Origin of the sequence: Endozoicomonas sp. ALB091 (assembly GCF_049310265.1) — a bacterium.
Classification (GTDB): domain Bacteria; phylum Pseudomonadota; class Gammaproteobacteria; order Pseudomonadales; family Endozoicomonadaceae; genus Endozoicomonas.
Map to the genome: position 1 here is coordinate 131,702 of NZ_JBLYNQ010000013.1, position 22,635 is coordinate 154,336.

At 50.6% G+C, this 22,635-nt stretch carries 7 protein-coding genes; all 7 read right to left on the bottom strand.

Annotated features, from left to right (window positions below; translation table 11 throughout):
- Positions 1-183: 183 nt before the first annotated feature.
- Entirely contained in the window at positions 184-3,462 is a 3,279-nt protein-coding gene (locus ACO6UX_RS23670; protein WP_422450766.1) for a DUF1601 domain-containing protein, read from the bottom strand.
- Positions 3,463-3,699: 237 nt separating this feature from the next.
- Positions 3,700-6,456 carry a DUF1601 domain-containing protein gene (locus tag ACO6UX_RS23675; RefSeq protein ID WP_422450767.1) on the bottom strand — a complete coding sequence of 919 codons (2,757 nt, stop codon included), beginning with the start codon at positions 6,454-6,456 and terminating at the stop codon, positions 3,700-3,702.
- Positions 6,457-6,688: 232 nt separating this feature from the next.
- A complete protein-coding gene (locus tag ACO6UX_RS23680; RefSeq protein ID WP_422450769.1) occupies positions 6,689-10,108 on the bottom strand; it encodes a DUF1601 domain-containing protein in 3,420 nt (1,139 codons plus the stop codon).
- 210 nt (positions 10,109-10,318) lie between these two features.
- Positions 10,319-12,811 (bottom strand): DUF1601 domain-containing protein, encoded by a 2,493-nt coding sequence (locus ACO6UX_RS23685; protein WP_422450771.1) that lies wholly within the window; start codon positions 12,809-12,811, stop codon positions 10,319-10,321.
- A 237-nt stretch (positions 12,812-13,048) separates the two neighbouring features.
- Entirely contained in the window at positions 13,049-16,072 is a 3,024-nt protein-coding gene (locus ACO6UX_RS23690) for a DUF1601 domain-containing protein (RefSeq protein ID WP_422450773.1), read from the bottom strand.
- 104 nt (positions 16,073-16,176) lie between these two features.
- Positions 16,177-18,936: a DUF1601 domain-containing protein gene (locus ACO6UX_RS23695; RefSeq protein ID WP_422450775.1), complete on the bottom strand. Its 2,760-nt coding sequence runs from the start codon at positions 18,934-18,936 to the stop codon at positions 16,177-16,179.
- 190 nt (positions 18,937-19,126) lie between these two features.
- Positions 19,127-22,378, bottom strand: a complete 3,252-nt coding sequence (locus ACO6UX_RS23700) for a DUF1601 domain-containing protein (protein WP_422450776.1) — start codon at positions 22,376-22,378, stop codon at positions 19,127-19,129.
- Positions 22,379-22,635 lie beyond the last annotated feature (257 nt).

Here is a 22,635-nt window from a genome sequence, read left to right on the forward strand (position 1 = left end):
CTGTTCAGAAGTTCATTTTGTTGGAATGTTGATAAATGTAAGCAGTTGGAGAAAGCATCTGCTCCTGATGCCAACCATCCGTTATCTTCAAATCATCAGGGCGAAATTCAGGGGCAACAGGTCTTCAACTCTGGTAGAACTTTCCTGGAATATGAAAACGGTTCCTGGGGCGAAGGGAGGGAATTACTGGTTGTTTTTTCTCTTTCTCTTGGCTGGTTTGCCGGTTTGTTCTTCTAACTGTTTTTCGGCAGTTAAGTCACCGTGATCTGTGAGTTGCCTGCCTTTATCAGCAGTAACGTATGCCGCATCTGCCCACCTTCTTTTAAGTGATACAGAGCCATGCCCCTGTAGCGGGATCCCTGTCCTGGTCTTTATTTGATCAATGTATGGTTTCATTAAATCCTGATTGCCAAGCCTGTAAACCGGAATTTCAATGACCTCAAATCCTGCTTTTTGCAACAGTGCGATTTTCAGCAGAGTCGAACCCTTCCTGGTGTTGAAATCACCACCCACGTAATGAGAGGGCCCCTGAACTTCAATCACCAGGTTGTGATCTGGCAGTAGCAGGTCAACCGGAGGTAATGAATTCAGACTCTTTTCTTCTTCAATCCGCAAAGATGGAATGCATGATTGGAGTAGATGGCGAACCTCGGATTGACGTTTTGACCTGGTAGTCGGGTAATGGGGGACGACCGGGCACGCTCTCCCAAGCCAACTGGCGGCCATGGTAATGATGCGTTGATCCTCTTCATTGTGCAGGAATGTATTTTCCAGACGGGTAAACAGGTCATCCATGTGCTTTTCAAGCCAGTTATTGTTTTTAGAGTTCAGAGACAATCTGGCACAGCAAACCATCACTCCCCAGAGAGAAATCAATAGGTCTTGCTGTGAGAGCTGAGGGTTTTCACTGATTCGGTAAACAAGCGATGCAAACGTAGAGGTCACCACGTTCAGCTCAACGAACTCACCCAGTTTCGCCGGGGCCCACAGCAGATTGGCGATTTCCTTTGGCTTAAAGTTAGCTTTTTGTGTGTTCACGTGGCGCAATAGTGCGGCCACGGCCTCGTTGAGCGTCGATGTCCACTCCCCGCTGTCCACCAGTTTCGCCATGGCCCACAGCAGGTTGGCGATTTCCTGTGGTTTAAAGTTAGCTTTCTCTTTGTTGACCTGTGGCAACAGCGCGGCTATGGCCTCGTTAAACTCTGGTGTTCGCTCCTGCCCGTTGTCCACCAGCTTCGCCATGGCCCACAGCAGGATGGCGATTTCCTGGGCATTAAATTGGTGCTTCCCCGCGTTCAGGTGAGGCAACAGCGCAGCCACGGCTTCGTTAAAGTCTGATGTCCGCTCCTGCCCGCTATTCACCAGTTTCGCCATGGCACACAGCAGGTTGGCGATACCCTGTGGTTTAAAGTTATCTTTCTGTGCGTTCACTTGTGGCAACAGTGCGGCCACGGCCTCTGTAAGCTCTGGAGTCCTATCCTGCCCGTTGTCCAGCAATTTCGCTATCGCCCACAGCAGGTTGGCGATATGCGGAGGAGTAAATTGGTCTTTATGTGCGTTTACGTAGGGCAACAGCGCGGCCACGGCCTTGTTGAGCCCTGGTGTTCGCTCTTGCCCCTTGCTCACCAGTTTTGCCATGGCCCACAGCAGGTAGGCGATATGCTGAGGAATAAATTGGTGTTTTTTTGCGTTCACGTCGGGCAACAGTGTGGCCACAGCCTCTTTGAGCACTGGTGTTCGCTCCTGCCCCTTGTCCACCAGTTTTGCCATGGCCCACAGCAGGTTGGCGATATCCTGTGGTTTAAAGTTACCTTTCTGTGCGTTCACGTGAGGCAATAGAGCGGCCACCGCCTCGTTGAGCTCTGGTGTTCGCTTTTGCCTGTTGTCCACCAGTTTCGCCATAGCCCACAGCAGGTTGGCGATTTCCTGTCGTTTAAAGTTAGCTTTCTGTGCGTTCACGTGGGGCAGCAACGTGGCCACGGCCTTGTTGAGCCCTGGTGTGCGCTCCTGCCCGTGGTCCACCAGTTTTGCCAAGGCCCACAGCAGGTTGGCGATATGCTGAGGAATAAATTGGTTTTTTTTTGCGTTCACGTGGGGCAACAGCGCGGCCACGGCCTTGTTGAGATCTGGTGTCTGTTCGTACCCGTTGTCCTCCAGTTTCGCCATGGCCCACAGCAGGTTGGCAATGCCCTGGCTATTAAATTGGTCTTTCTGTGCTTTCACGTGGGGCAACAGCGCGGCCACGGCCTTGTTGAGATCTGGTGTCTGTTCGTACCCGTTGTCCACCAGTTTTGCCATGGCCCACAGCAGGTTGGCAATGCCCTGGGCATTAAATTGGTCTTTCTGTGCGTTCACGAGGGGCAACAGCGTGGCTACGGCCTCTTTGAACCCTGGTGTCTGCTTTGGCCCGTTGTCCACCAGTTTCGCCATGGCCCACAGCAGGTTGGCGATATGTTGAGGAATAAATTGGTCTTTCTGTGCGTTCACGAGGGGCAACAAGGATGCCATGGCCTCGTTGAACTCTGGTATTCGCTTCTGTCCATTGTTCACCAGTTTCGCCATGGCCCACAGCAGGTTGGCGATTTCCTGTGGATTAAAGTTAGCTTTATGTGCGTCCACATCGGCCATTAACCTGGCCACGGCCTCATTGAGTTCTGGCGTCTGTTCCTGCCCGTTGTCCACCAGTTTCGCCATGGCCCACAGCAGGTTGGCAATATGCTGTGGAATAAATTGGTCTTTCTGTGCGTTCATGTGGGGCAACAGTGCGGCCACAGCCTCGTTGAGCCCTGGTGTTCGCTCCAGCCCTCTGTCTGCCAGTTTCGCCATGGCCCACAGCAGGTTGGCGATTCCCTGGGCATCAATATCACTGGCTTCAGGTTTTTGGTTGCACTTGAATATTATTGCATCAAGTAGCGTTGTCATTAAGGCAGCTTGAGTACGCTTAACACGCCCATCCATGGGGTTATGAGGGGTAAAAACACCCGCTGAAGTCAATGAATGAAATGTTGTCGTCAGGCTTCGCCAATTCCAGCTCCGTGTTGCGGTAAAATTTTCCAGCAAACGCATCAGCTGGCTTTGTTCCGCTCGATTCAACGGTCTTTTAGCAGCTAACGTGTATTTTTTAATTAAGCTGGCATATTGACCGTGATGTCTCCCACTATAGCGATCACCAAAACGATAAGATTTATTCACCAGGCGATCCATTATTTTATGTCTGGTGAGAGCATTAAAATCCTGAGCAGGGTTTACTGAACGGTACTTTAGATGTTGAGAAGAGCGTTTGAAAGAAGAATGGTAAAACTCATGACGCACCGGGGCAGTGCGGGAGGGGGGATCCCATTGTCTGACTGTGGCATATCCATATCGTCCACGCCGTGAAGAAGCGGCCTGGTCATCCGGTTGGTTGTCATCATTGCCTGATCTTGCGTATTGACCACTGATACCAGCAGAGCTTCTATCCATAACTATATTTCATTAATTCATGAGAATATAAAAAGCAGACTGCTGTTCTGTTCAGAAGTTCATTTTGTTGGAATGTTGATAAATGTAAGCCGTTGGAGAAACGCATCTGCTCTTGATGCCAACCATTCGTTATCTTCAAATCATCCGGGTGAAATTCAGGGGCAACAGGTCTTCAACGCTGGTAGAACTTTACTTGAATGTGAAAATGGTGCTTGAGTCATGACGGTAGGGAAGAGCTTACTGGCTGTATTTTTTCTTTCTACCTGGTTTGCCTGTTTGCTCCCCTGAATGTTCTTCGGCAGTCAAGTAACCATGATCTGAGGGTTGCCTGCCGTTATCAGCAGTAACGTATGCCGAATCTGGCCACCTTCTTTTAAGTGATACAGAGCCATGACCCAGTGGCGGGAAGCCTATCCTGGTCTTGATTTGATCAATGTATGGTTTCATTAAATCCTGATTCAAAAGCCTGTTAACCGGAATTTCAATGACCTCAAATCCTGCTTTTTGCAACAGTGCGATTTTCAGCAGAGTCGAACCATTCCTGGTTTTGAAATCACCACCCACGAAATGAGAGGGCCCCTGAACTTCAATCACCATGTTGTGATCTGGCAGTAGCAGGTCAACCGGAGGCAGTGAATTCAGACTCTTTTCTTCTTCAATCTGCAAAGAGGGAAAGCATGATTGGAGTTGATCGCGAACCTCGGATTGACGTTTTGACCTGATAGTCTGGTAATGGGGGACGACCGGACACGCTCTGCCAAGCCAACTTGCCGCCTGGGCAATGGTGCGTTGATCCTCTTCATTGTGCAGGAATGTTTTTTCCAGACGAGTAAACAGGTCATCCATGGGCTTTTCAAACACGTGTTTTTTATTGGCATTGGCGACCAGAGACAGCCTGGCACAGCATACCATTACTCCCCAAAGGGACATCAATATCGCTTGCTGAGAGAACTGAGGGTTGCCATTGATTCCCTCGACAAGCGATTTGAACGTGGTGGTTACCAAGTCCAGCTCAATGAGTTCGCCCAGTTTCGCCATGGCCCACAGCAGGCTGGCGATATGCTGAGGATTAAATTGATCTTTCTGTGCACTTACGTGGGGTAACAGCGTGGCCACGGCTTCGTTGAGTTCTGGTGTCCGCTCCTGCCCATTGTCCATCAGTTTCGCTATGGCCCACAGCAGGCTGGCAATATGCTGAGGAATAAATTGGTTTTTTTGTGCGCTCACTTGAGGTAACAGTGTGGCCATGGCCTCTTTGAGACCCGGTGTCCACTCCTGCCCGTTGTCCACCAGTTTCGCCATGGCCCACAGCAGGTTAGCGATTTCCTGTGGTGTAAAGTTAGCTTTCTGTGTGTTCGTGTAGGGCAACAGCGCGGCCACGGCCTCATTGAACTCTGGCGTTCGTTCCTGCCCGTTGTCCACCAGTTTTGCCATGGCCCACAGCAGGTTAGCGATTTCCTGTGGTTTAAAGTGAGCTTTCTGTGTGTTCGCGTAGGGCAACAGCGCGGCCACGGCCTCATTGAACTCTGGCGTCCGTCCCTGCCCGTTGTCCACCAGTTTTGCCATGGCCCACAGCAGGTTAGCGATTTCCTGTGGTTTAAAGTGAGCTTTCTGTGCGTTCACGTGTCGCAACAGTGTGGCCATGGCCTCGTTGAGTTCTGGTGTCTGTTCCTGCCCGTTGTCCACCAGTTTCGCCATGGCCCACAGCAGGTTGGCGATTTCCTGTGGTTTAAAGTGAGCTTTCTGTGCGTTCACGCGGGGCAACAGCGCGGCCACGGCCCCGTCGAGCTCTGATGTCTGTTCTTGCCCGTTGTCCACCAGTTTTGCCATGGCCCACAGCAGGTTGGCGATATGCTGAGGAATAAATTGGTTTTTTTTTGCGTTCACGTGGGGCAACAGTGCGGCCAAAGCCTCTTTGAGCCCTGGTGTCAACTCATGCCTGTTATCCACCAGTTTCGCCATGGCCCACAGCAGGTTGGTAATTTCCTGTGGTTTAAAATTAGCTTTCTGTGCTTTCACATGCGGCAACAGCGTGGTCACGGCCTCCTTGAACACTGGTGTCTGCTCCTGCCCGTTGTTCACCAGTTTTGCCATGGCCCACAGCAGGTTGGCGATTTCCTGTGGTATAAAGTGAGCTTTCTGTGCGTTCACGTTGGTCAATAGGCTGGCCACGGCCTCATTGAACCCCGGTGTCCGCTCCTGCCCGTTGTCCACCAGTTTCGCCATGGCCCATAGCAGGTTGGCAATATGCTGAGGAATAAATTGGTCTTTCTGTGCGTTCATGTGGGGCAACAGTGCGGCCACAGCCTCGTTGAGCCCCAGTGTTCGCTCCGGCCCGCTGTCTGCCAGTTTCGCCATGGCCCACAGCAGGTTGGCGATTCCCTGGGCATCAATATCCCTGGCTTCAGGTTTTTGGTTGCACTTGAATATTATTGCATCAAGTAGCGTTGTCATTAAGGCAGCTTGAGTGCGCTTAACACGCTCATCTATGGGGTTATGGGGGGTAAAAACACCCGCTGAAGTCAATGAATGAAATGTTGTCGTCAGGCTTCGCCAATTCCAGCTCCGTGTTGCGGTAAAATTTTCCAGCAAACGCATCAGCTGGCTTTGTTCTGCTCGATTCAACGGTCTTTTAGCAGCTGACGTGTATTTTTTAATTGAACTGGCATATTGACCGTGAAGTCTCCCATCATAGCGATCACCAAAACGATAAGATTTCTTCACCAGGCCATCCATTATCTTCTGTCTGGTGAGAGCATTAAAATTTTGAGCAGGGTTTACTGAACGGTACTGTAGATGTTGAGAAGAGCGTGTGGAGGAAGAATGGTAAAATTCATGACGCCCCGGGGCAGTGCGGGAGGGGGTATCCCATTGTCTGACTGTGGCATATCTATATCGTCCACGCCGTGAAGAAGACGCCTGGTCATCCGGTTGGTTGTCATCATTGCCTGATCTTGCGTATTGACCACTGATACCAGCAGAGCTTCTATCCATAACTATATTTCATTAATTCATGAGAATATAAGAAGCAGACTGCTGTTCTGTTCAGAAGTTCATTTTGTTGGAATGTTGATAAATGTAAGCTGTTGGAGAAACGCATCTGCTCCTGATGCCAACCATCCGTTATCTTCAAATCATCCGGGGCGAAATTCAGGGGCAACAGGTCTTCAACGCTGGTAGAACTTTACTTGAATGTGAAAACGTCTCCTGGGTCGAAGGGAGGGGGTTACTGGCTGTTTGTTTTCTTCCTATTTCCTGGTTTGCCGGTTTGCTCTTCTGAATGTTCTTCGGCGGTTAAGTAACCGTGATCTGAGGGTTGCCTGCCTTTATCAGCAGGAACGTATGCCTCATCTGCCCACTCTTTTTTAAGTGACACAGAACCATGCTCCTGTGGCGGGATGCCTATCCTGGTCTTTACTTGATCAATGTATGGTTTCATTAAATCCTGATTGCAAACCCTGTTAACCGGAATTTCAATGACCTCAAATCCTGCTTTTTGCAACAGTGCGATTTTCAGCAGAGTCGAACCATTCCTGGTTTTGAAATCACCACCCACGAAATGAGAGGGCCCCTGAACTTCAATCACCATGTTGTGATCTGGCAGTAGCAGGTCAACCGGAGGTAATGAGTTCAGACTCTTTTCTTCTTCAATCTTCAAAGATGGAATGCCTGATTGGAGTTGATCGCGGAAGTCGGATTGAAGTTTTGAAATGGTTGTTTGGTAATGGGGGACGACCGGACACGGTCTCCCAAGACAACTTGCGGCCATGGCAATGATGGATTGATCCTCTTTATTATCCGGGGATATATTTTCAAAGCGAGTAAACAGGTCATCCATGTGCTTTTCAAGCCAATTATTTTTATTGGTATTGGAGACTAAAGACAACCTGGCACAGCATACCATTACTCCCCAGAGAGACATCAATACCCCTTGCTGAGAGAGCTGAGGGTTTTCACTGATTCGGTAAACAAGCGATTCAAACATAGAGGTAACCACGTTCAGCTCAACGAACTCACCCAGTTTCGCAGTGGCCCACAGCAGATTGGCGATTTCCTGTGGTTTAAAGTTAGCTTTCTGTGTGTTCACGTGGCGCAACAGCTCGGCCACGGCCTCGTTAAACTCTGGTGTCTGCTCTTGCTCGCTATCCACCAGTTTCGCCATGGCCCACAGCAGGTTGGCGATTTCCTGTGGTTTAAAGTTAGCTTTCTGTGTGTTCACGTGGCGCAACAGCGCGGCCACGGCCTCGTTAAACTCTGGTGTCCGCTCCTGCCCGTTGTCCACCAGTTTCGCCATGGCCCACAGCAGGTTGGCGATACCCTGTGGTTTAAAGTTATCTTTCTGTGCGTTCACATGTGGCAACAGCGCGGACACGGCCTCTTTAAGCTTTGGTGTCCTATTCTGCCCGTTGTCCAGCAGTTTCGCCATGGCCCACAGCAGGTTGGCGATTTCCTGTGGTTTAAAGTTAGCTTTCTCTGGGTTCACTTGTGGCAACAGCACGGCCACGGCCTCTTTGAGCAGCGGTGTCCGCTCCTGCCCGCTGTCCACCAGTTTCGCCGTGGCCCATAGCAGTTTGGCGATTTCCTGTGGTTTAAAGTGAGCTTTCTGTGCGTTCACGTCGGGCAATAGGATGGCCACGGCCTCATTGAGCCCCGGTGTCCGCTTCTGCCCGTTGCCCACCAGTTTCGCCATGGCCCACAGCAGGTTGGCGATATGCTGAGGAATAAATTGGTTTTTTTTTGCGTTCACGTGGGGCAACAGCGCGGCCACGGCCTCGATGAGTTCTGGTGTTTGCTCCTGCCCGTTGTCCACCAGTTTCACCATGGCCCACAGCAGGTTGACGATTTCCTGTGGGTTAAAGTTAGCTTTCTGTGCGTTCACGTGGGGCAACAGCGCGGCCACGGCCTCGTTGAGTTCTGGTGTCTGTTCCTGCCCGTTGTCCACCAGTTTTGCCATGGCCCACAGCAGGTTGGCGATATGCTGAGGAATAAATTGGTTTTTTTTTGCGTTCACGTGGGGCAACAGCGCGGCCACGGCCTCGTTGAGTTCTGGTGTCAACTCATGCCTGTTATCCACCAGTTTCGCCATGGCCCACAGCAGGTTGGTAATGCCCTGGGCATTAAATTGGTCTTTCTGTGCTTTCACGTGTGGCAACAGCGCGGCCACGGCCTCGTTGAGTTCTGATGTCTGTTCCTGCCCGTTGTCCACCAGTTTTGCCATGGCCCACAGCAGATTGGCGACATACTGAGGAATAAATTGGTTTTTTTTTGCGTTCACGTGTGGCAACAGTGCGGCCACAGACTCTTTGAGCCCTGGTGTCAACTCATGCCTGTTATCCACCAGTTTCGCCATGGCCCATAGCAGGTTGGCGATTTCCTGGGCATTAAATTGGTCTTTATGTGCGTTCACATGGGACAACAGCGCGGCCACGGCCTCGTTGAACTCTGGCGTCTGCTCCTGCCCGTTGTTCACCAGTTTCGCCATGGCCCACAGCAGGTTGGCGATTTCCTGTGGTTTAAAGTTCGCTTTCTGTGCGTTCACGAGGGGCAGCAGCACGGCCACGGCCCCTTTGAGCCATGGCGTCAGCTCCTGTCCGTTGTCCACCAGTTTCGCCATGGCCCACAGCAGGTTGGCGATATGCTGTGGAATAAATTGGTCTTTCTGTGCGTTCACCAGGGGTAACAACGATGCCACAGCCTCGTTGAGCTCTGGTGTCTGCTCCTGCCCGTTGTTCACCAGTTTCGCCATGGCCCACAGCAGGTTGGCTATTTCCTGTGGTTTAAAGTTAGCTTTCTGTGCGTTCACGTGGGTCAACAGCGCGGACAAGGCTTCTTTGAGTCCCAGTGTCCGCTCCTGCCCGTTGTCCACCAGTTTCGCCATGGCCCAAAGCAGGTTGGCAATATGCTGAGGAATAAATGGGTCTTGCTGTGCGTGCATGTGGGGCAACAGTGCGGCCACAGCCTCGTGGAGCCCTGGTTTTCGCTCCGGCCCGTTGTCCACCAGTTTTGCCATGGCCCACAGTAGGTTGGCGACACCCTGGGCACCAATATAGCTGGTTTCAGCTTTTTGGTTGCACTTGAATATTATTGCATCAAGTAGCGTTGACAATAAGGCAACTTGAGTATGCTTAACACGCTTATCAATTGGGTTATGGGGGGTAAAAACACCCGCTGAAGTAAATGAGTGCAGTGTTGTCGTCAGGCTTCGCCAATTCCAGCTCCGTGTTGCTGTGAAATTTTTCAGCAAACGCATCAGCTGGCTTTGTTCCGCTCGATTTAACGGTCTTTTAGCAGCTGATGTGTATTTTTTAATTGAACTGGCATATCGACCGTGATTTCTCCCATCATAGCGATGACCGAAACGACCCGATTTACTCACCAGATCATACATTACTTCTTGTTTAATGAGGGCATTGAAATCTTGAGCAGAGTTCACTGAGCGGAACATTAGATTTTGAGAAGAGCATGCGTCAGAAGAGTGGTAAAATTCGTTACGCTGCGGGGTAGTACGGAGGGGATTATCCCACTGTTCGACGGTGCCATGTCTATATTGCACACGCCTTGAAGAAGCGGCATGGTCATCCGGTCGGTTGTAATCATTATTTGATCTTGTGTATTGGCCACTGATACCAGCAGAGTTTCTATCCATTTATATTTCTTTAATTCATGAAAATATAAAAAGCAGACTGCTGTTTTGTTCAAAAGTTCATTTTGCTGAAATGGCTAACTGGATGTTGGTTTTCTTCCTCTTTGTCGGTTTACCGGTTTGCTCCTCTGAATGTTCTTTCACAGTCAAGTAACCGTGATCTGAGGGTTGCCTGGCTTTAATAGCAGTAACTTATGCCTCATCTGCCCACGTTCATTTAAGTGATACAGAGCCATGTCCCTGTGGCTGGCAGCCTATCCTGGTTTTTATTTGATCAATGTATGGTTTCATTAAATCCTGATTCAAGAACCTGTTAACCGGAATTTCAATGACCTCAAATCCTGCTTTTTGCAACAGTGCGATTTTAAGCAGTGTCGAACCATTCCTGGTATTGAAATCACCACCCACGTAATGAAAGGGCCCCTGAACTTCAATCACCATATTGTGATCTGGCAGTAGCAGGTCAACCGGAGGTAATGAATTCAGACTCTTTTCTTCTTCAATCCTCAAAGATGGAATGCATGATTGGAGTTGATTGCGGAAGTCGGATTGACGTTTTGAAACGATTGCATGGTAATGGGGGACGAACGGACACGGCCTCCCAAGCCAACTTGCGGCCATCGCAATGGTGTATTGATCCTCTTCATTGACCGGGGATGTATTTTCCAGGCGAATAAACAGGTCATCCATGTGCTTTTCCAGCACGTTACCTTTACTGGTATTGGGAACCAGAGATAACCTGGCACAGCATACCATTACTCCCCAAAGCGACATCAATATCGCTTGCTGAGAAAACTGAGGGTTGCCACTGATTCGGTCGACAAGCGATTTGAACGTGGAGGTGACCATGTTCAGCTCAATGAGTTCGCCCAGACTCGCCATGGCCCACAGCAGGTTGGCGATATCCTGGGCATTACATTGGTTTTTCTGTGCCTTCACGAGAGGCAACAGCGCCGTCAAGGCCTCATTGAACTCTGGTGTCTGCTCCTGCCCGTGGTCCACCAGTTTCGCCATGGCCCACAGCAGGTTGGCGATCTCCTGTGGTCTTAAGTTAGCTTTCTGTGCGTTCACGCGAGGCAACAGTGCGGCCACGGCCTCTTTGAGTCCTGGTGTCTGTTTGTGCACTTTGTCCGCCAGTTTCGCCATTGCCCACAGCAGGTTGGCGATATGCTGAGCAATAAATGGGTCTTTCTGTGCGTTCACGTGGGGCAACAGCGCAGTCACCGCCTCTTTGAACTCTGGTGTCCAGGTCTGTCCGTTGTCGACGAGTTTTGCCATGGCCCACAGCAGGTTGGTGATTTCCTGTGGGTTAAAATTAGCTTTCTGTGCGTTCACGTGGGGTAGCAGAGCGACTATAGCCTCGTTGAACTCTGGTGTCCGCTCTTGCCCGCTGCCTACCAGTTTCGCCATGGCCCAAAGCAGGTTGGCGATATGATGGAGATTAAAGTGGTCTTTCTGTGCGTTCACCCGGGGCAGCAGTGCGGCCACGGCCTCTTTAAGCCCTTGTGCCCGCTCCAGCCCGCTGCCCACCAGTTTCGCCATGGCCCACAGCAGGTTGGCGATTTCCTGTGGTTTAAAGTGAGCTTTCTGTGCGTTCACGTGGGGCAACAGCGCGGCCACGGCCTCTTTGAGCCCTGGTGTCTGATCCTGCCCGTTGCCCACCAGTTTCGCCATGGCCCACAGCAGGTTGGCGATTTCCTGTGGTTTAAAGTGAGCTTTCTGTGCGTTCACGTTGGGCAACAGCGCGGCCACGGCCTCGTTGAGTTCTGGTGTCAGCTCCTGGCCGTTGGCCACCAGTTTCGCAATGGCCCACAGCAGGTTGGCGATTTCCTGTGGTTTAAAGTGAGCTTTCTGTGCGTTCACGTGGGGCAACAGCGCGGCCACAGCCTCGTTGAGCTCTGGTGTCCGCTCCTGCCCGTTGTCCACCAGTTTCGCCATGGCCCACAGCAGGTTGGCGATTTCCTGTGGTTTAAAGTGAGCTTTCTGTGCGTTCACGTGAGGCAACAGCGCGGCCACAGCCTCGTTGAGCTCTGGTCTCTGCGCCTGCCCGTTGTTCGCCAGTTTTGCCATGGCCCACAGCAGGTTGGCGATTCCCCGGGCATCAATATCCCTGGCTTCAGGTTTTTGGTTGCAGTTAAATATTATTGCATCAAGTAGCCTTGACAATAAGGCAGCTTGTGTAAGCTTAACACGCTCATCCATGGGTTTATGAGGGGTAAAAACACCTGCCGAAGTGAATGAGTGAAGTGTTGTCGTCAGACTTCGCCAATTCCAGCTTTGCGTTGCGTTAAAATTTTTCAGGAAACATATCAGCTGGCTTTGTTCCGCTCGATTTAACGGTCTTTTAGCAGCTGACGTGTATTTTTTAATTGAACTGGCATATTGACCGTGATGTCTCCCATCATAGCGATGACCGATCCGAGCAGATTGATTCACCAGACCATCCATTATTTCCTGTTTGATGAGGTTATTAAAATCCTGAGCGCGGTTTACTGAACGGCGCTGTAGATTTTGAGAAGAGCATGTGGCGGAAGAATAGTAAAATTCATTACGTACCGGGGCTGTGCGGGGGGGATGACCCCACTGTCTGACTGTGGCATGTCTGTATCGCCCACGCCGTGAAGAAGCGGCGTGTTCATTCGGTCGGTTGTAATCATTACCTGATCTTGCGTATTGACCACTGATACCAGCAGAGCTTCTATCCATAATTATATTTCATTAATTCATGAAAATATAAAAAGCAGACTGCGGTTCTGCTCAGAAGTTCATTTTGCTGAAGTATCTATAAACATAAACGGTTGGGAAAACACCTCTACTCCTGATGCCATTAGTCCGTTATTTGCAAATCATCCGGGGCGAGATGTATGGGCAACAGGTGTTCAACGCTGGCATTCCTTCCCGGAATGTGAAAGAGGTTCTTGAGTCATGATGTGAGGAAGGCAATTACTGGCTGTTTGTTTTCTTCCTCTTTGTGGGTTTACCGGGTTGCTCCCCTGAATGTTCTTCGGCAGTTAAGTAACCGGGATCTGAGGGTTGCCTGCCTTTATCAGGTGTAACGTATGCCTCATCTGCCCACCTTCTTTTAAGTGATAGAGAGCCATGACGTTGTGGTGGGATGCCTACCCTGGCCTTTATTTGATCAATACATCGTTTCATTGAATCCCGGTTCCAAAGCATGTTAATCGGGATTTCAATGACCTCAAATCCTGATTTTTGCAGCAATGCGATTTTAAGCAGAGTAGAACCATTCCTGGTTTTGAAATCACCACCCACATAATGAGACGGTCCCTGAACTTCAATCACCATGTTATGATCTGGCAGAAGCAGGTCAACCGGCGGTAGTGAGTTCAGATTCTTTTCTTCTTCAATCTTCAACGATGGAATGCGTGATTGGAGTTGATCGCGGAAGTCGGATTGAGGTTTTGAAATGGTTGTCTGGTAATGGGGGACGACTGGACTCGCTCTTCCAAGCCAACTTGCGGCCATGGCAATGATGGATTGTTCTTCTTCATTGTTTGGGGAGGTATTTTCCAGGCGAGTAAACAGGTCATCCATGTGCTTTTCAAGCACGTTATTTTTATTGGCATTGGAGACCAGAGACAACCTGGCACAGCAAACCATTACTCCCCAGAGAGACATCAAAATCACTTGCTGAGAGAGCTGAGGGTTTTCACTGATTCGGTAGACAAGCGATTTGAACGTAGAGGTAACCACATTCAGCTCAACGAACTCACCCAGTTTTGCCATGGCCCACAGCAGGTTGGCGATATGCTGAGGAATAAATTGGTCTTTCTGTGCGTTCATGTGGGGCAAAAGTGCGGCCGCGGTCTCGTTGAGTACTGGTGTCTGCTCCTGCCCGCTGTCCAACAGTTTCGCCATGGCCCAAAGCAGATTGGCGATTTCCTGTGGATTAAAGTTAGCTTTCTGTGCGTTCACGTGGGGCAACAGCGCGGCGACGGTCTCGTTGAGCCCTGGTGTCTGCTCCTGTCCGCTGTCCACCAGTTTCGCCATGGCCCACAGCAGGTTGGTGATTTCCTGTGGTTTAAAGTTAGCTTTCTGTGCGTTCACGTGGAGCAACAGCCTGGCCACGGCCTCTTTGAGCCCTGATGTCTGCTCTTGCCCGTTGTCCACCAGTTTCGCCATGGCCCACAGCAGGTTGGCGATATGCTGAGGAATAAATTGGTCTTTCTGTGCGTTCACGTGGGGCAACAGAGCGGCCACGGCCTCTTTGAGCCCTGATGTCTGCTCTTGCCCGTTGTCCACCAGTTTCGCCATGGCCCACAGCAGGTTGGCGATTCCCTGGGGAGTAAATTGGTCTTTCTGTGCGTTCACATGGGGCAACAGCGCGGCCACGGCCTCTTTGAGCCCTGATGTTTGCTTCAGCCCATAGTCCACCAGTTTCGCCATGGCCCACAGCAGGTTGGAGATTTCCTGTGGTTTATAGTTAGCTTTCTGTGCGTTCACTTGGGGCAACAGCACGGCCACTGCCTTGTTGAGACCTGGTGTCCGCTCCAGCCCACTGTCCACCAGCTTCGCCATGGCCCACAGCAGGTTGGAGATTTCCTGTGGTTTATAGTTAGCTTTCTGTGCGTTCACTTGGGGCAACAGCACCGCCACTGCCTTGTTGAGACCTGGTGTCCGCTCCAGCCCAATGTCCATCAGTTTCGCCATGGCCCATAGCAGGTTGGCGATTTCCTGTGGATTAAAGTGGTCTTTCTGTGCGTTCACGTGGGGCAACAGTGCGGCCACGGCCTCTTTGAGCCCTGGTGTGTGCTCCTGCCCGTTGTCTACCATTTTCGCCATGGCCCACAGCAGGTTGGCGATACCCTGAGGAATAAATTGGTCTTTCTGTACGTTTACGTGGGGCAACAACACGGCCACAGCCTCTTTGAGCTCTGCTGTCCGCTCCTGCCCGTTGTCCACCAGTTTCGCCATGGCCCACAGCAGGTTGGCGATACCCTGAGGATTAAATTGGTCTTTCTGTACGTTTACGTGGGGCAACAACACGGCCACAGCCTGTTTGAGCTCTGCTGTCCGCTCCTGCCCGCTGTCCACCAGTTTCGCCATGGCCCACAGCAGGTTGGCGATTTCCTGGGCATTAAATTGGTCTTTCTTTGTGTTCATGAGGAGCAACAGCGCGGCCACGGCCTCGTTGAGCTCTGGCGTCAGCTCCTGCCCGTTGTCCACCAGTTTCGCCATGGCCCATAGCAGGTTAGCGATTTCCCGGGCATTAAATTGGTCTTTCTTTGTGTTCATGTGGGGCAACAGTGCGGCCACGGTCTCGTTGAGCTCTGGCCTCCGCTTCTGCCCGTTGTCCGCCAGTTTAGCCATGGCCCATAGCAGGTTGGCGATTCCCCGTGCATCAATGTCCCTGGCTTGAGGTTTTTGGTTGCAGTTAAATATTATCGCATCAAGTAGCGTTGACAATAAGTTAGCTTGAGTAAGCTTTACACGCTCATCCATGGGGTTATGAGGGGTAAAAACACCTGCTGAAGTCAATGAATGAAGTGTTGTCGTCAGGCTTAGCCAATTCCAGCTCCGTGTTGCTGTGAAATTTTGCAGCAAACGCATCAGCTGGCTTTGTTCAGCTCGATTTAACGGTCTTTTAGCAGTTGACGTGTATTTTTTAATTGAACTGGCATATTGACCGTGATGTCTCCCATCGTAGCGATCACCGAAACGATAAGATTTACTCACCAGGTCATCCATTATTTCCTGTCTGGTGAGAGCATTAAAATCTTGAGCTGGGTTTACTGAACGGTACTGTAGATGTTGAGAAGAGCGTGTGAAAGAAGAATGGTAAAATTCATGACGCACCGGGGCAGTGCGGGAGGGGTTATCCCATTGTTTGACTGTGGCATATCTATATCGTCCACGCCTTGAAGAAGCGGCTTGGTTACCCGGTTGGTTGTAATCATTATCTGATCTTGTGTATTGACCACTGATACCAGCAGAGTTTCTATCCATAACTATATTTCATTAATTCATGATAATATAAAAAGTAGACTGCTGTTCTGTTCAGAAGTTCATTTTGCAGGAACGGTTCTTGATTCATGATGGAAGGGAGTCGATTACTGGCTGTTTGTTCTCTTCCTCTTTCCTGGTTGACCGGTTTGCTCTTCTAAATGTTCTTCGGCGGTTAAGTAACCGTGATCTGAGGGTTGCCTTTCTTTATCAGCACTGAAGTATGCAGCATCTGCCCTGCCTCTTTTAAGTGATACAGAGTCATGATCCTGTGGCGGGATGCCAGCCCTGATCTTTATTTGATCAATACATAGTTTCATTAAATCTTTGTTCCAAATCTGGTTAGCCGGGATTTCAATGACCTCAAATCCTGCTTTTTGCAGCAGTGCGATTTTCAGCAGAGTCGAACCATTCCTGGTTTTGAAATCACCACCCACATAATGAGACGGTCCCTGAACTTCAATCACCATGTTATGATCTGGCAGAAGCAGGTCAACCGGCGGTAGTGAGTTCAGATTCTTTTCTTCTTCAATCTTCAACGATGGAATGCGTGATTGGAGTTGATCGCGGAAGTCGGATTGAGGTTTTGAAATGGTTGTCTGGTAATGGGGGACGACTGGACTCGCTCTTCCAAGCCAACTTGCGGCCATGGCAATGATGGATTGTTCTTCTTCATTGTTTGGGGAGGTATTTTCCAGGCGAGTAAACAGGTCATCCATGTGCTTTTCAAGCACGTTATTTTTATTGGCATTGGAGACCAGAGACAACCTGGCACAGCAAACCATTACTCCCCAGAGAGACATCAAAATCACTTGCTGAGAGAGCTGAGGGTTTTCACTGATTCGGTAGACAAGCGATTTGAACGTAGAGGTAACCACATTCAGCTCAACGAACTCACCCAGTTTTGCCATGGCCCACAGCAGGTTGGCGATTTCCTGTGGATTAAAGTCAGCTTTCTGTGCATTCACGTGGGGCAACAGTGCGGCGACGGCCACTTTGAGTCCTGGTGTCAGCCCCTGTCCGCTGTCCACCAGTTTCGCCATGGCCCATAGGAGGTTGGCAATTTCCTGTGGTTTAAAGTTAGCTTTCTGTGCGTTCACGTGGGGCAACAGCCCGGCCACGGCCTCTGTGAGCCCTGATATCTGCTCTTGTCCGTTGTCCACCAGTTTCGCCATGGCCCACAGCAGGTTGGCGATATGCTGAGGAATAAATTGGTCTTTCTGTGCGTTCACGTGGGGCAACAGCGCGGCCAAGGTCTCTTTGAACTCTGTTGTCCGCTCCTGCCCGTTGTCCACCAGTTTCGCCATGGCCCACAGCAGGTTGGCGATACCCTGGGTATTAAATTGGTCTTTCTGTGCCTTCGCGTGGGGCAACAGCGCGGCCACGGCCTTATTGAGCCCTGGTGTTCGCTCCTGCCTGTTGTCAACCAGTTTCGCCATGGCCCACAGCAGGTTGGGGATTTCCTGTAGTTTAAAATTAGCTTTCTGTGTGTTCACGTGGGGCAACAGAGCGGCCACGGTCTCTTTGAGCCCTGATATCTGCTCTTGTCCGTTGTCCACCAGTTTTGCCATGGCCCAGAGCAGGTTGGCGATATCCTGGGCATTAAATTGGTCTTTGTGTGCGTTCACGTGTGGCAACAGCGCGGCCACGGCCTCGTTGAACCCTGGTGTCCGCTTCTGCCCGTTGTCCACCAGTTTCGCCATGGCCCACAGCAGGTTGGCGATTTCCTGGGCATTAAATTGGTTTTTCTGTGCGTTCACGCGAAGCAACAGCGCGGCCACGGCCTCTTTGAACTCTGGTGTCTGTTCCTGCCCGCTGTCCACCAGTTTTGCCATGGCCCACAGCAGGTTGGCGATATGTTGAGGAATAAATTGGTCTCTCTGTACGTTCACCTGTGGCAACAGCGCGGCCACGGCCTCGTTGAGCTCTGGTGTCTGCTCCAGCCCGTTGTCCACCAGTTTCGCCATGGCCCACAGCAGGTTGGCGATACCCTGAGGAATAAATTGGTCTTTCTGTGCTTTCACGCGGGACAAAAGCGCGGCCACGGCCTCATTGAACTCTGGTGTCTGTTCCTGCCCGTTGTTCACCAGTTTCGCCATGGCCCACAGTAGGTTGGCAATATGCTGAGGAATAAATTGGTCTTTTTGTGCGTTCATGTGGGGAAACAGTGCGGCCACAGCCTCGTTGAGCCCTGGTTTTCGCTCCGGCCCGACGTCCACCAGTTTCGCCATGGCCCACAGCAGGTTGGCGATTACCCGGGCATCAGGATCACTGTCTTCAGATTTTTGGTTGCAGTTGAATATTATTGCATCAAGTAGCATTGACAATAAGGCAGTTTGAGTGAGCCTGACACGCTCATCCATGGGTTTATGAGGGGTAAAAACACCCGCTGAAGTCAATGAATGAAGTGTTGTGGCCAGGCTTCGACAACTCCAACTCCGTGTTACTGTAAAATTTTCCAGCAAACGTATCAGCTGGCTTTGTTCGGCTCGATTTAATGGTCTTTTAGACGCTGACGTGTATTTTTTAATTGAATTGGCATATTGACCGTGATGTCTCCCATCATAGCGATCACCGAAACGATAAGATTTACTCACCAGATCATCCATTATTTCCTGTTTGATGAGCGCATTAAAATCTTGAGCAGGGTTTACTGAACGGTACTGTAGATGTTGAGAAGAGCGTGTGAAAGAAGAATGGTAAAATTCATTACGCCCCGGGGCAGTGCGGGAGGGGTTATCCCATTGTCTGACTGTGGCATGTCTATATCGCCCACGCCTTGAGGAGGCGGCATGGTCATCCGGTCGGTTGTAATCATTATTTGATCTTGTGTATTGACCACTGATACCAGCAGAGTTTCTATCCATAACTATATTTCATTAATTCATGAGGATATAAAAAGCAGACTGCTTTTCTGTTCAGAAGTTCATTTTGCTGGAATGTTGATAAATGTAATCAGTGGGAGGAACTCATCTGCTCCTGATGTCACCCATCCGTTATCTTCAAAGCATCCGGGGCGAAATTCAGGGGCAACAGGTCTTCAACGCTGGTAGAACTTTACTTGAATGTGAAAACGGTTCCTATTTGATCAATGTATGGTTTCATTAAATTCTGATTCAAAAGCTTGTTAACCGGAATTTCAATGACCTCAAATCCTGCTTTTTGCAACAGTGCGATTTTCAGCAGAGTTGAACCATTCCTGGTTTTGAAATCACCACCCACGTAATGAAAGGGCCCCTGAACTTCAATCACCATGTTGTGATCTGGCAGTAGCAGGTCAACCGGAGGCAATGAGTTCAGACTCTTTTCTTCTTCAATCTGCAAAGAGGGAAAGCATGATTGGAGTTGATCGCGAAAGTCGCCCTGGGTTTTTGAAATGTTTGTCGGGTAATGGGGGACGAATGGACACGCTCTCCCAAGCCAACTTGCGGCCATGGCAATGATGCGTTGATCCTCTTCATTGTCTGAGGATGTATTTTCCAGACGAGTAAACAGGTCATCCATGTGCTTTTCAAGCCAGTTATTGTTATTGGAGTCCAAAGACAATCTGGCACAGCAAACCATCACTCCCCAGAGAGACATCAATATGTCTTGCTGTGAGAGCTGAGGGTTTTCACTGATTTGGTAAACAAGCGATTCGAACATAGAGGTCACCAGGTTCAGCTCAACGAACTCACCCAGTTTCGCCGTGGCCCACAGAAGGTTGGCAATACCCTGTGCACTAAACTGGCCTTTCTGTGTGTTCACGAGGAGCAGTAGCGCGGCCACGGCCTCTTCGAGTTCTGGAGTCCACTCATGCCCGTTGCCCACCAGTTTCGCCATGGCCCACAGCAGGTTGGCGATATGCTGGGCATTAAACAGGTCTTTCTGTACGTTCACGTGTTGCAGCAGCGCAGACACGGCCTTGTTAAACTCTGGTGTCCGCTCTTGCCCGCTATCCACCAGTTTCGCCATGGCCCACAGCAGGTTGGCGATACCCTGGGCATCAAATTGGTCCTTCTGTGCGTTCACGTGGGGCAACAGCGCGGCCACGGCCTTGTTGAGCCCTGGTGTCTGCTCTTGTCCGTTGTCCACCAGTTTCGCCATGGCCCACAGCAGGTTGGCGATTTCCTTTGGTTTAAAGTTAGCTTTCTCTGGGTTCTTCACTTGTGGCAACAGCACGGCCACGGCCTTTTTGAGCTGCGGTGTCCGTTCCTGCCCGTTGTCCACCAGTTTCGCCGTGGCCCATAGCAGGATGGCGATTTCCTGTGGTTTAAAGTTAGCTTTCTGTGCGTTCACGAAGGGCAACAGCGTGGCCACGGCCTCTTTGAGCTGTGGTGTTCGCTCCAGCCTCTTATCAACCAGTTTCGCCATGGCCCAGAGCAGGTTGGCGATTTCCTGTGGTTTAAAGTTAGCTTTATGTGCGTTCACATCGGCCAATAACCTGGCCACGGCCTCATTGAGTTCTGGCGTCTGTTCCTGCCCGTTGTCCACCAGTTTCGCCATGGCCCAGAGCAGGTTGGCAATATGCTGAGGAATAAATTGGTCTTTCTGTACGTTCACGTGGGATAAAAGCGCGGCCACAGTCTCTTTGAGCCCTGGTGTTTGCTCCTGCCCGTTGTCTACCAGTTTCGCCATAGCCCATAGCAGGTTGGCGATACCCTGTGGTGTAAAGTTTGCTTTCTGTGCGCTCACGTGGGGCAACAGCGCAGCCACCGCCTCGTTGAACTCCGGTGTTCGCTTTTGCCTGTTGTCCACCAGTTTCGCCATGGCCCACAGCAGGTTGGTGATACCCTGTGGTGTAAAGTTTGCTTTCTGTGCGCTCACGTGGGGCAACAGTGCGGCCTCGGCACCGTTGAGCTCCGGTGTTTGCTCCTGCCCGTTGTCCACCAGTTTCGCCATGGCCCACAGCAGGTTGGTGATTTCCTGTGGGGTAAAGTTAGCTTTCTGTGCGTTCACGTGGGGCAGCAGCGCGGCCACGGCCTCGTTGAGTTCTGGTGTCTGTTCCTGCCCGTTCTCCAGCAGTTTTGCCATGGCCCACAGCAGATTGGCGATATGCTGAGGAGTAAATTGGTTTTTTCTTGCGTTCACGTGGGGCAATAGTGCGGCCACAGCCTCTTTGAGCCCTGGTGTCAACTCATGCCTGTTATCCACCAGCTTCGCCAGGGCCCAAAGCAGGTTGGTAATGCCCTGGGCATTAAATTGGTCTTTCTGTGCTTTCACGTGGGGCAACAGTGCGGCCACGGCCTCTTTGAGCCCTGGCGTCCACTCCTGTCCGTTATCCACCAGTTTCGCCATGGCCCACAGCAGGTTGGCAATGCCCTGGGCTTTAAATTGGTCTTTCTGTGCGTTTACGAGGGGCAACAGCGCGGCCATGGTCTCTTTGAGTTCTGGTGTTTGCTCCTGCCCGTTGTCCACCAGTTTCGCCATGGCCCACAGCAAGTTGGCAATTTCCTGTGGTTTAAAGTTAGCTTTTTGTGCGTTCACGTCTGGCAATAGCCTGGCCACGGCCTCATTGAGCCCTGGTGTCCGCTTCTGCCTGTTGTCCACCAGTTTTGCCATGGCCCAGAGCAGGTTGGCGATACCCTGAGCATTGAATAGGTCTTTCTGTGTGTTCACATGGGACAAAAGTACAGCCATAGCCTCGCTGAACTCTTGTGTTCGCTTCTGCCCGCTGTCCACCAGTTTCGCCATAGCCCACAGCAGGTTGGCGATTCCCCGGGCATCAATATACCTGGCTTGAGGTTTTTGGTTGCAGTTAAATATTATTGCATCCAGTAGCGTTGACAATAAGTTAGCTTGAGTAAGCTTTACATGCTCATCCATGGGGTTATGAGGGGTAAAAACACCTGCTGAAGTAAACGAGTGCAGTGTTGTCGTCAGGCTTCGCCAATTCCAGCTCCGCGTTGCTGTGAAATTTGGCAGCAAACGCATCAGCTGGCTTTGTTCCGCTCGATTTAACGGTCTTTTAGCAGCTGACGTGTATTTTTTAATTGAACTGGCATATCGACCGTGATGCCTCCCATCATAGCAATGACCGAAACGATAAGATTTACTTACCAGATCATCCATTATTTCCTGCTTGATGAGCGTATTAAAATCTTTAGCAAGGTTTACTGAACGGCGCTGTAGATGTTGAGAAGGGCATGCGTCAGAAGAACGGTAAAATTTATTACGCCCCGGGGTAGTGCGTGGGGTATTATCCCACTGTCTGACTGTGCCATGTCTATATTGCACACGCCTTGAAGAAGCGGCATGGTCATTCGGTTGGTTGTAATCATTATCTGATCTTGCATATTGACCACTGGCACCAGCAGAACTTCTATCCATAATTACATTTCATTAATTCATGAAAATATAAAAAGCAGACTGCTGTTTTGTTCAAAAGTTCATTTTGCTGAAATGTCTATAAATAGCTAACCATATGAAATCACATATTTCTGACTCCTTGTTCAGGCACTCCCGGCAACTGCTCCTGCGTTTCTCTAGCTCCTGCATCCATGCAGTCGTGCTTCGTTACAACTCCGGTCACATAGCTACGGCTATGCTCCCTCCGTTGTGCCTCGCATAGCACCTGCCCAAGTAGC